This window comes from Parabacteroides johnsonii DSM 18315, from assembly GCF_025151045.1.
In the GTDB taxonomy this organism is placed as follows: domain Bacteria; phylum Bacteroidota; class Bacteroidia; order Bacteroidales; family Tannerellaceae; genus Parabacteroides; species Parabacteroides johnsonii.
The window spans coordinates 2,403,896-2,415,782 of record NZ_CP102285.1 but is presented as its reverse complement, the minus strand read 5'-3'; the positions used below and the strand labels follow the sequence as shown (position 1 = coordinate 2,415,782).

At 45.7% G+C, this 11,887-nt stretch carries 7 protein-coding genes; 3 read left to right on the top strand and 4 right to left on the bottom strand.

The window, feature by feature from the left end:
• Positions 1-64: 64 nt before the first annotated feature.
• The 3 genes from NQ564_RS09895 to rny all read left to right on the top strand — a co-directional run bounded on the left by NQ564_RS09895 (position 65) and on the right by rny (position 2,297).
• On the top strand, positions 65-358 hold the full coding sequence (locus tag NQ564_RS09895; protein WP_008150678.1) for a hypothetical protein: 294 nt from the start codon (positions 65-67) through the stop codon (positions 356-358).
• Between the two features lie 5 nt (positions 359-363).
• Positions 364-654 (top strand): cell division protein ZapA, encoded by a 291-nt coding sequence (locus tag NQ564_RS09890; RefSeq protein WP_008150677.1) that lies wholly within the window; start codon positions 364-366, stop codon positions 652-654.
• Positions 655-761: 107 nt separating this feature from the next.
• Complete coding sequence (gene rny / locus NQ564_RS09885) at positions 762-2,297, top strand: ribonuclease Y (RefSeq protein WP_008150675.1); 1,536 nt, start codon at positions 762-764, stop codon at positions 2,295-2,297.
• A 432-nt stretch (positions 2,298-2,729) separates the two neighbouring features.
• On the opposite strand, the gene NQ564_RS09880 is transcribed toward rny, so the two are convergent.
• The 4 genes from NQ564_RS09880 to NQ564_RS09865 all read right to left on the bottom strand — a co-directional run bounded on the left by NQ564_RS09880 (position 2,730) and on the right by NQ564_RS09865 (position 11,873).
• Positions 2,730-6,107, bottom strand: coding sequence for a glycoside hydrolase family 2 TIM barrel-domain containing protein (locus NQ564_RS09880; protein ID WP_129650072.1), 3,378 nt, complete (start codon positions 6,105-6,107; stop codon positions 2,730-2,732).
• 92 nt (positions 6,108-6,199) lie between these two features.
• Complete coding sequence (locus NQ564_RS09875; RefSeq protein ID WP_008150668.1) at positions 6,200-6,754, bottom strand: DUF3332 domain-containing protein; 555 nt, start codon at positions 6,752-6,754, stop codon at positions 6,200-6,202.
• A 220-nt stretch (positions 6,755-6,974) separates the two neighbouring features.
• Positions 6,975-8,756 carry a RagB/SusD family nutrient uptake outer membrane protein gene (locus NQ564_RS09870; RefSeq protein WP_008155238.1) on the bottom strand — a complete coding sequence of 594 codons (1,782 nt, stop codon included), beginning with the start codon at positions 8,754-8,756 and terminating at the stop codon, positions 6,975-6,977.
• Between the two features lie 12 nt (positions 8,757-8,768).
• Complete coding sequence (locus NQ564_RS09865) at positions 8,769-11,873, bottom strand: SusC/RagA family TonB-linked outer membrane protein (protein WP_008155239.1); 3,105 nt, start codon at positions 11,871-11,873, stop codon at positions 8,769-8,771.
• Between the last annotated feature and the right edge of the window lie 14 nt (positions 11,874-11,887).

The following is an 11,887-nucleotide window of genomic DNA, read 5'->3' as shown; positions in this document are numbered from 1 at the left end:
AAACAAACCGATTCGTTGTTTTATTCAATTCTATAGTTTACTTTTGTGTAGAATTTGGTGTGAAATGACCGAAGATCATAAAAGATTGTTGGCTGTATTTGATGTTAGGGTTCGTGATTTGATGGAGCTTTGCGATAGGCAAAAGCAGAAAATCAACGAGCTTGAAGATTTTTTGGTACAGAAGGAAGGAGAACTTCAACAAGCAATGAAGACGATCGAAGAGTTGAATGCCAAATGTGATAACATGCTGACTGCACGGGTTGTTTCTGTCAATGAGGGAGAAATGAAAAGTGCCAGGATGAGGTTATCGAAGTTAGTGCGGGAAGTAGACAAGTGCATTGCACTATTAAACGAATAGAGGCGATGGACGATAAATTTCTTATACATGTAGAGATAGCCGGTAAAAGTTATGGTATCAGGATCAACCGGAGCGAAGAGCAGGTAGCCCGTGAGGCTGTCCGGCAAATCAGGATGAAAATGGACCAGTACCGGAAGAAATATTCCGAAGTGGATGTAAAAGATTTGTTAGCCATGGTGACCTTCCAACTATCAGTGGAAAATTTGATGTTGGAGGATAAAAATGACACAAGTCCCTTTACTGAAAAGATACAGGAACTGACCGATAAATTGGAAAGTTACCTGAAGGATAAATAGTTGTAAGAATAAAGAAGATGCGTTTCCGCACTACTTTGCATGGGGATTCCATGTAAGGCAGTGCTTTTTTTGTATAATAATATAACTGAATTTAAACTATAAGTAAAATGGGTATGACTATAATCATAGCACTTGTAACCTTCGTTGTCGGAGGTTTGCTCGTGTGGTTTGTGATGAGAGTCCTTATGAAGTCAAGGTATGACGCTGTGATACGCGAGGCTGAAAAGGAGTCGGAAGTAATGAAGCAGAAGAAATTGCTCGAAGTAAAAGAGAAGTTCCTTCATTTGAAAGCGGATCTGGAGAAACAGGTGTCCGCACGTAATTCAAAGATACAGTCCGTAGAGGCTAAGTTGAAACAACGCGAGTTGGGCTTGAACCAACGCCAGGAAGACTTGCAACGCAAAAATAGTGAAGTGGATGCCGTAAAGGAGAACCTGGCCGCCCAACTGGAACTGGTAGAAAAGAAGAAGCAGGATCTGGATAAACTTCACCAGCGTGAAATCGAACATCTGGAAACCCTTTCCGGACTTTCTGCCGAAGAAGCGAAAGAACGTTTGATCGAATCCCTGAAAGACGAGGCTAAGTCCGAAGCCACTTCCTATATCAACGAAATCATGGAGGAAGCGAAGATGACGGCCAATAAGGAAGCGAAGAAAATCGTTATCCAGTCCATCCAGCGTGTGGCTACCGAAACGGCAATCGAGAATTCGATTACAGTCTTCCATATCGAATCAGACGAAATAAAAGGCCGTATCATCGGTCGCGAAGGCCGTAACATCCGGGCGTTGGAAGCGGCAACCGGTATCGAGATCGTGGTTGACGATACGCCTGAAGCAATCGTGTTGTCCGGCTTTGATCCGGTTCGTCGTGAAATAGCTCGTCTGGCTTTGCACCAGTTGGTACAAGACGGACGTATTCACCCGGCACGTATTGAAGAAGTAGTTACGAAAGTGAGAAAGCAGGTTGAAGACGAAGTGGTGGAAACCGGTAAACGTACCGTTATCGACCTCGGTGTTCATGGCTTGCATCCTGAACTGATCCGTATGATCGGTAAGATGAAATATCGTTCTTCTTATGGCCAGAACTTACTGCAGCACGCACGCGAAACGGCGAACTTATGTGCAGTGATGGCTTCTGAACTGGGATTGAACCCGAAAAAGGCAAAACGCGCCGGACTGTTGCATGATATAGGTAAGGTGCCTGATGACGAGCCGGAATTGCCGCACGCAATCTTAGGCATGAAACTTTGCGAGAAATATAAAGAAAAACCGGATATCTGCAATGCCGTAGGTGCTCACCACGACGAAGTGGAAATGCAGACACTGCTTGCTCCGATCGTACAGGTTTGTGATGCTATTTCAGGTGCACGTCCGGGAGCCCGTCGTGAGATCGTTGAGGCTTATATCAAGCGTTTGAATGATTTGGAACAGTTGGCTCTTTCTTATCCGGGTGTAGTGAAGACATATGCTATCCAGGCCGGTCGTGAACTCCGCGTAATTGTCGGAGCTGACAAGATCGACGATAAGGATACCGAAAACCTGTCAAACGAAATCGCAAAGAAGATCCAGGATGAAATGACTTATCCGGGCCAGGTGAAGATTACGGTAATTCGTGAGACTCGTGCGGTAAGTTATGCTAAGTAGAATCGATAATCATTGAATAAGTTTATGGAAGGCCGGGCTGAATAAAGTCCGGCTTTTTTATTTTTCCGCCATAATCAGGAATTTGCCTTCACTTTTGTATGCACTGGTTTGATTATAAGATTGTTAATGGGTGAAGGTAAATACTAAAAGTACCTTCACCTGCTACGGTTGTCTTCATCTGCGGGTGAGTCGGGTATGGGAGGTACTATACCGCTTTGTATAAGAGACCGGAATTGGTGTATCTGGGAGGGACGGGGTGAAAGTAAATTTTTTAGGGTGAAGGTAGATATCGAGATTGCCTTCACCCCTCCGCCTAATAATAACCAAAAGGTCTCAAGGAAAGGTGAAGCCTAATCGGATACTTGCACAAAAAAAGCGGTTGTCTGGAAATGAGGCAACCGCTTTTTTAGTTGTTATTGTGGGACGGACTACTTATTTGTAGCTGTAACCCGCTTTCTTCTGTGCGCTGTTGGCATTAGCACCAGGGATCAGAGTGAAGCCCCACTTGTATTCCCGGTCTGCCGGTAAAGTGTATTCCGGTTCCGGACGTGAATACCAACTGTCGTAGCCGGCCAATCCCTGTTGTTTTAGGTCTACACATACTTCAACGAAGTTACGCGGTGCGATGTCGTTGATATGTGTCTGGCGAGGTTTGTCGTACGGTCCGATTTCCGGACGGTTGGCAATCTCTTCAGGTGTGAAGTTGTTCCACTGGTACGGACGGTTGGTCGCCTTGCCGGCATCGAAGTCTTCGACGGAGTTACGCATAGCGTTGAATTCCATCTCGTCGTCTGCAACGATCAAAAGGTTCTTGCCTTTACCGCCTAAAGAGATCCAGCGGGTGTCGCAGTGGTGACCGTTTTCCTGTGGGCGGACATAGGGGAAATACTGTTCTTCTGCCGTGCTCTTATACTGTCCGATCATGTAACCGGCTTTGCGGTCCCAATAGTTTTCCAATGGACCACGACCGAAATATTCCAGTTGGTTCATCGTTGCCGGCAGACGGAAGCGTACACCGATACGCGGAACGACCATCTTGTCGCGTTCGCTCATGTTCTCGCGGCCCGGAGAGAAGGTGGCGGTTGCAGTCGCTTCCGATATCTCGATCTTTTTCCCATCCAAATGAGCTGGAGTGAAAAGTGTAGCTACGTTCATGGTGCCATCGGGATAGATTTTATAAGTGATGATGAACTGGTTGCCGGCCGGCAGTTTATAGTCAGCCTTCACGATAGCATTGCCGTCTACGATTTCAGCGGAAGTGCTTGTCACGTTGAAGTTGCGGCTTGAGATTTCCCAGATTTCCAGACGCTGTGGGTCACCGCTTCCGTAATCATTATCATTCGGGGCACGCCAGAAATTCGGTTGGATACCGAAACCTTCATTGAAGTATTCCGTGTTGCCCACCTTGTAAGAGGTGACGACACCGGCTTTCTTGTCGAATACGAAGTTTACTTTCGAGGAAGTCACTTTCACGTTGTCTCCTTCTTCCGATACAGTCAGTTTAGGACCACCGGCCTTGTAAGCCGTCTTGTCGGCTTTGACAGGCAGACGGAACTGGCCCAGTGCGATATCGTGACCGGCAGGAACAAGACCTTCTGCCTTTACGGTCGTAACGACGAAGTCAACTAAATAATCCACACCTGCTTGCGGTTTCAGGCCGGCTACGGGAACCGTGATTTCCTGTGAAGCCTGCGGAGCCAGGTCGAGTGACATCTTGTTGCTCTTGATGATCTTGTTGTTTGCTTTTATGGTATAAGTAAACATATAGTCCTTCAGATTCGTGAAGTAGAAGCGGTTGGTGATTTTGAACACACCGTTTGCCGCATCGACTGCTTCGAAGCCGACGTTCTGATGCGTGAACTTCACTTCTGCCATTCCCGGATGGGGGGTGCGATCCGGATTGACCAAACCGTTGCAAAGGAAGTTGCCGTCGCTCGGCATATCTTTGCCGAAGTCACCACCATAGGCGTAAAACTCTTTTCCGTTTTCATCTTTGGTAAGGATACCCTGGTCTACCCAGTCCCAGATCCAACCGCCTTGCAGGTTCGGATATTTGTAGATGGCTTGCCATTGTCCCCACAGGTTACCGGTTGAGTTACCCATCGCATGGGCATATTCGGACGGTGCAATCGGACGGTCGCTACCCTGTGCGCCGATTTCTTCCAGCCATCCGGCACTTGGGTATTGCGGTACATACATATCGCTATTCCATTCCCAAAGAGCACGTTCGTAGTTGACCGGACGGTTCATCAGATTTTTGTCTTTATTCTTTACATACAGGTAAGTCTGGTAGAAGTTGTAACCGTTTCCGGCTTCGTTACCTAATGACCAGATTGTCACAGACGGATGGTTTTTGTTGCGTTCGTACATGTTGACCGTACGGTCCATGTGCGGTTTCAACCATTCCGGATTGTTGCCTAATGTTCCACCTTTGCGCAGATTGTAGTACATGCCGTGTGATTCGATATTAGCTTCGTCGTAAACATACAATCCGTATTCGTCACAAAGCTCGTAGAATCTGCGGTCCTGCGGATAGTGGCACAGACGGACGGAGTTGATGTTGTTCTTCTTCATGATTTCGAAGTCCTTACGCATTAGCTCTTCTGTCACGTAGTGTCCGGTCAGCGGGTTGTGTTCGTGGATGTTTACTCCTTTGAATTTGATCGGCTGGCCGTTGAACAGCAGGACGGTGTACGGTTTGCCGTTGCCGGCGATCTGATCGATCTCTTTGATTTCGATGCGGCGGAAACCGACGTTCTGCGGGATTACTTCCGTCACCTTGCCGTCTTCCTTGATTGTCATCAACAGTTTGTAGAGGTTTGGATGTTCCGCGTTCCAGGTTTCTACATTGTTCAGTGTCTTTTCGAACGAAGTTGTTGCAATCGTGTTCGGACTTACCCACAGTTTGTTTTCGGCTGTTGCAGCCACGTTGCCTTTTGCATCTAATAATTCGTATGTGACGTCGATGTTCTTAACCTTGTCGGAATGGTTCTTGATATCCATTGCCAAGCTGAAGATACCGTTTTTGTAGGTGTCGTCGAGCGTGGAGACAATGCGGTAATCATTGACGGCGATCTTGGGCTGTGACCATAGATAGACGTCGCGTTCGATGCCGCTCAGACGCCAGAAGTCTTGGCATTCTAGATAGGAACCTGTGCTCCAACGGAAGATTTTCAGTGTCAGCACATTCTTGCCCGGCTGCAGGTATTTGTTGATCAGGAATTCGGCCGGGTTTTTGGAATCTTCGCTATAGCCGACTTCCTTGCCGTTTACATAAACATATAAACCTGATTTAGCTCCGGCGATGTGCAGATATACGTCACGTCCGTCCCAACCGGCAGGAATCTCGAAATCGCGGCGGTAAACACCTACCGGATTCGTTTCCGGCAACAGCGGAGGTTGCGGGTTACGCGGTTTGAACTCATATCCGTGATTTGTATAGATGGCGGTACCATGTCCCTGAACTTCCCAGTTTCCCGGAACGGTGATATCGTCCCAATCGGAAGTGCTGACAGAAGGATCTGTGATATTGGCAGGAAGGTCTTTGTACGAATCTACAAAATAGAATTTCCATGTGCCGTTCAGCAATGAATAGAAAGGACTTTTTTCATACTGGGAAGAGAGAGCTGTAGCACGGTCTCCATAAGTCATAAAAGAGGAGCGGGGTGCCTCTTTATTAACGGCAACGACCTGAATGTCCTGCCAATAAGGCTTCTCTGGCTGGTTTGTCGCATTGTCAGCCAAAGCGGTGCCCAGAAGGAAGCAACTCAATGCTCCTGTGAGCATCGTTTGTTTGATCATGTGTTTCATATGCATTTTTAATTTAGATTAGACTTAGTCAGTTGAAAGTTGAGAGTTGAAAGTGAAAAGAGTATTTCTTTAACTTTCAACTCTCAACTGTTTTATCTTGCTGCGTAGAAAGAATACCCTTCGGCTACCTGTTTGAAAGCAAGTACGCCTGCCTGGTTCAGTTCCACATTCATTTCTTTGCCGTCAGGAAGGTACATGACAACTTCGTCGTCACCTGTGAACTTCAACAGCTTGGTCGATTCACCGTCTGCTTCTACACTCCAGCTTTTATCTGTTTCATTGAAAACTAGGTCGACCGCTTTTTCTTCTCCTTCTTTCTGGATGTGGTAGCCGTCTTTCTTTGTTTCGATAGCATACGTGCCGTCTTTTGTTTCGATTGTTTTTACCGTACCGGTATCTGCAACAGGGTTGCTTCCGCTCCAGAATTCAATTGAGTTCAATACCAATATGTCGGCTAATGCAGAGATTTCGTAAACCGGAACAATCCAGAATGCGATGAAAACCAGTTCGTTTACAAACTTGCTGTCAATGTTTCTGTTCCAATCCAACAGCTTATTGGACAACCCAAATGATCCAATACATGATGAGAATAATACACTGCTGGCGAGCGTTGCCGTCACCAATAAAGTTACACTTTTTTTCTTCATGAATATTTAGTATTTGTAGTTAATTTGGGGACGAAGATAACAATTTATGCGATAATAGCTATTAATGGAGAACTTATAATTATCTATAGGTAACTTTATATACGTCTTTTATTAAGCGAAGAGACTGTTTGAAAGAAGAAAGACTCCTGAAACTTTTCGAATGAATTCTTCAAAAAACTTCAGAAGTCTCTCTTTTTTATTTAATAGATAATGTCAACTGTCAATAACCTGGGTTCTGGTCCGTAGCCAATAGCGGATTCAGGTCGATAGCCGTTTGAGGAATGGGTCTTAAACTCATACGACTGTCCCATTTCATCGTAAGAACTTTTTCTCCGTCAGGCATAGTGATAGGAACATTATTTAATTGAGCATTCCAGTAGGCATCTCCGTAACGGCTCAGGTCGTCGCTGCGCATACCTTCGCCAGCCAATTCGATGCGGCGTTCAGTCTTAATCAGATTCAATCCTTCTTCTTTGCCGAGGCTTGTCGGAACATCGGGCATACCACAACGTTCGCGAAGCTGGTTTAAGGCTGCCTGGGTTTGTCCGTCAAAACCGGTTGTTTGCGTATGTGCTTCGGCGAAGATTAACAGGATTTCTGCATAACGGATGCAAGGATAGTCACCGGTTGCCTGTCCATCATTGTTTGCGTCATTTTCCAGTGGTGACATTTTACGGAAATTAAAACCGGTCTTAGACTCGTTGTTCCCGTTTTTAATCCATTCATAGATGAAGTCCGTGCCGTAATTGGTCTCATACCAGCCCTTGAATGGGAATAAAACAGAGGCATATAGACGGCTGTCTCGATTACGGAATTCCTGCATATATTCATAGTCTTTCAGTTTGCCACTGTTGATCAAATTGGATGCGAAAGATATGAATTTGGCTTCTCCTTCCGGAGCTTTATAATCATCCAGATCTTTTTTGATTTTACTGTATGCCTCTTTACGTTTTTCTATGCTTGGAGTAGTCGGTGTCTTGCCTTCTACCGTCCAGTAAGCATCGACCAAGTTCTGTGTCGGGGTTACGGAAGACCAACCACCCAACTGGTTGGGGCGAATGCTTGTATAGCGCGTCATGTCCTGATAATCCCAGCTTGAGGCTGTGTATTGACGGGTCATTACATATTCCGGATTATCCGGATTCCCGTTTTCCGTGTGCCACAAAGTCTCGTAGCTGAAGATACCTTTTATGAAAGCGTCACGGTCGATACCATATTTATCAAAGTCGATATATAGTTCCATTTCTTCCGCTTCTTTCTTTTGGGCTTCAGTCAGCTCGTTTACTTTGAAAAGAGAGAAGCCTCCTTTGTCCATGATCTCTTTGGCGGTAGCTTCGGCCGTTGCATAATCTCCGAAATAAAGAGCTGCCCTTGCTTTTACGGCCAGAGCTGCGTATTTCGTCATGCGTCCTTTTTCATTTGGATAGCCACCTGCATATTTTTCAGGAAGTATAGCGGCCGCGGCTGTCAGTTCATTAATAATGAATTCTCGCACCTTGCTTACTTCATCGCGTGGAATGTTGGGTGAGTCATAAGACGGGACATCGGTGATCAAAGGTACTTTTCCGAATGTGAGGGTCAGGTTCAAATAAGTCCATGCGCGCATAGCACGAACTTCGGCTTTAAACCGCTCTTTCAGGTTTTCGTCCATCGGAACATTTTCCACTTCCTGCAAGAATATATTTTGTTTGCGTACGGTCTCGAAGTTGTAACCTTCATCATACAAGGCACTCAGACCGTTTTGCAGGTAGATGGAACCGCTTGATTCCCAGGCATACTGACAGTAAGCGTCATTCGTATAGGAATCGCTATGGACTGCCGCACCGGGGATGCTTGCTGAGTAAACGGCGTTCAGATTATACCAGGCATCTTTTTCTGATGTCCAAAATGTTTCCGTTGCAATGCTGGAAGTAGGCTCAACATCCAAATCGCAACTGCAAACAGTTGCTCCCAGAGCCATGCAAAGGAATGTATGTTTGAATATTTTATTAACTGTTTTCATTTTGCTTTTTATTTAGAATGTTAAGTTTACACCGAGTGATATGGAAGAAGAACCGCGGGTGTCTGTACCACGTCCCGAAGGAGTTTCCGGATCGAAGTCTTCCATTCTCTTGTCGGCACGGATCGTGAATGGATTCTCGGCAGAGACATACAGCTTCAACGCGTCTACTCCTAAATGCTGAATCTGGCTCTTGTTGAAATTATATCCGAATGTGATGTTTTTGATACGGAAATAGTCGGAGTCGAACAGCCAGAAATCGGAGAATTTGTTGTTGAATGTCGAATGCGTACTTGTACGTGGATAGATACGTGGGTAAGCTGCATTCGGGTCCGGATTGTCTACAGTCCAGCGTTTCAAGTGGAATTCACGCGGGCTGGCATTGTCAGAGAATGCCCATGCCTGTTCTTGATAGAAACGAACCATCGTTCCGGTGACACCTTGTCCGAACATGCTTAATTCGAACCCTTTGTAACGCAGGTTCAGGTTGACACCGTATGTGATGTCGGGCACGTCGCAAGCCAGATAATCTCGGTCCTTGTCTGTCAACTGTCCATCTCCGTCCAAATCGACGTATTTGATATCTCCGGCTTGCGGAGTAATACCATCTGTGATGTAGTTACCGTTGTCGATATCTTCCTGTGTCAATAAACCGTCTGTGCGGAAACCATAGAATGTACCGATTGCATAACCTACTTTTTTGATCCAAGGATCTTCGATCATCGGATCGTTCGCGCCTAAATCTTTCACTTTGTTCCAGTTTTTGGACAAGTTGAATCCTACCGTGTAAGAGAAGTCACCGATGTTATTGTTGTGGGATACGTTGAATTCCAATCCCTTGTTGCTTACCTTACCGATGTTCTGCGAAACCTTATAATCTTTATTGATACCTACTTCGGCTGGGCTTGGGTAAGACAGCAGGATATCTTTGGTTTGTTTGTCGTAAAACTCACCTGTAAAACTGAAAAGTCCGTTGAGGATGTCGAAATCGACGCCGACATTGGTGATTGTCACGGTTTCCCAGCCTAAGCCGGTGTTGGCAGGTTTACCTTCCCGGATACCGCTGACGATTGTGTTTTCGAAGTTGTAGTTACCTCCCTGAACATAAGTGGCGAAATAGTCATACTGGCCTACGTTATTAATATTACCAAGCTGTCCCCAGGATGCGCGTAACTTTAGGTTGTCGATCCAGTTTGCATCTTGCATAAAGCCTTCCTGGTTGATACGCCATCCGGCAGAGAAGGAAGGGAAGAATCCCCAGCGATTGTCTTTGTGGAAACGAGATGAGGCATCGGCACGGAAGTTGGCTTCTAACAGATAGCGATCTTGGAACGAGTAGTTCAAACGTGCGAAATATGACATCAGTTTGTCTTCGTAAACGTCGCCTTCCGTATTCATGTCGCTTGGTGCGCTCGAACCGCCATTGATACCAGTCATACCGTTTGTCGGGAAGTTACGACGCCATGATTTCTGTTGCTGGTATTTGTAATGCTCATAGGAGACACCGCCTAATGCGCTTATATTATGATTGTCGTTGCTCCAGTTATAGTTTGCCAAACCGTTATAAGTCAGACGGGTGTTTTCATTCCAGTCATAAGTCATCTTAGATGCCGTCACATCTGTTCCGTTCAGTTCTTTGCCTGTGACGAAGTCTTTGATCTTGTTTCTATTGGCTTCGTATGTTTTGCCTTTGTAGTCATACGCTTTGTAGATCATCTGTCCGGTCAATGTCAGTCCTTTTACGGGTTTGATGTCGAGAGCGAGATCGATCAGGGTGTTCTGAGACTTGTTGTTGTTCCATCCTCCTTCTTCAAGACGGCGCAATGGGTTGCGTTGCATGTTTACCAGTGCTGCTGGATTACCTCCTTCATAACTACCCCATTCACCGTTGCTTTGGCGAGCTACATATGTAGAAGGAACGGTTAGTAATTCCGTATAACCGATACCACCGCTTTCGGTGTTGTTTGTATTCTGGATGTATTTGAAATTTGAACGCCATGACAGCCAGGAAGTGATGTCGGATGATAGATTCGTCATCATGTTATAGCGGTTGGAAGATGCACCCGGTGTAAATTTATCGTCGTACATATAGCCCAATGAAGTGTAATACTTCACTTTGTTTCCACCACTAACGCTGACCGAATGCTTGGTCATGACAGCGAGATCGTCGAGTACGAGGTCATACCAATTGGTATTAGGATACATGTCCGGGTTGCTGCCGTTGCGGAACAACTCGATTTCTTCGTCCGTGTAAGGCATTTCCGCATTTGGATTTTCGTTAAATGCAGCTTCATTGCTCAGACGGGCATACCACTCCGAACTTAACACTTTCGGTGTATAGGTTGCAATTTTCATAGAGACTGTTCCATCGTACGTTACTTTTACGTCGCCTTCCTTACCATCTTTGGTTTTTACTAATACGACACCGTAAGCGGCACGTGAACCGTAAATTGCCGAAGAAGCGGCATCTTTCAAGAAAGAAACGCTTTCGATGGATGTTGGGTCCAAGCTTGAAAAAAGAGTTGCATCGGCGATAGCTCCGTCAATGACAAACAATGGAGAAGAAGTCCCCAAATTTCCGCGACCACGCATGTTGATGGAGATGGAACCTTGACGGTTGATAATGGTTACACCCGGTACCTGCCCTTGAACGGAAGCCAACACATCTGTATTGACGCGCTCTTTCAATTCTTCGGAGCCGACAGATGCAACAGCACCGGTGAGGTTTACTTTCTTTTGAGTACCATAGCCGATCACGACTACTTCCTCCAATTTTTGAGTGTCTTCTTTCAGATTGACTTTGATCGTTTGTTCTCCATTGTATTTAATCTCTTGAGTAAGATAACCAATAAATGAGATAACGATTACATCCCCCTTTTTTACTTCCAGGGTAAAGTTTCCATCCATGTCGGTGACGGTACCGTTAGTCGTACCTTTTACAACGACCGAGGCTCCGGCTACCGGGCCGAGTTCGTCTTCAACGACACCTTTCAAACTTGCCTGTTGCTGAGAAATACCAACTTTGGGAGTAGCAGTTTCGTTGGCAGCAAATATCACCCCTGATGAACAAAGGGTAACAGACAACAGCAAAAAACTGACTGGTCTTGCGATTTTCAACATACTAATTGTTTTTT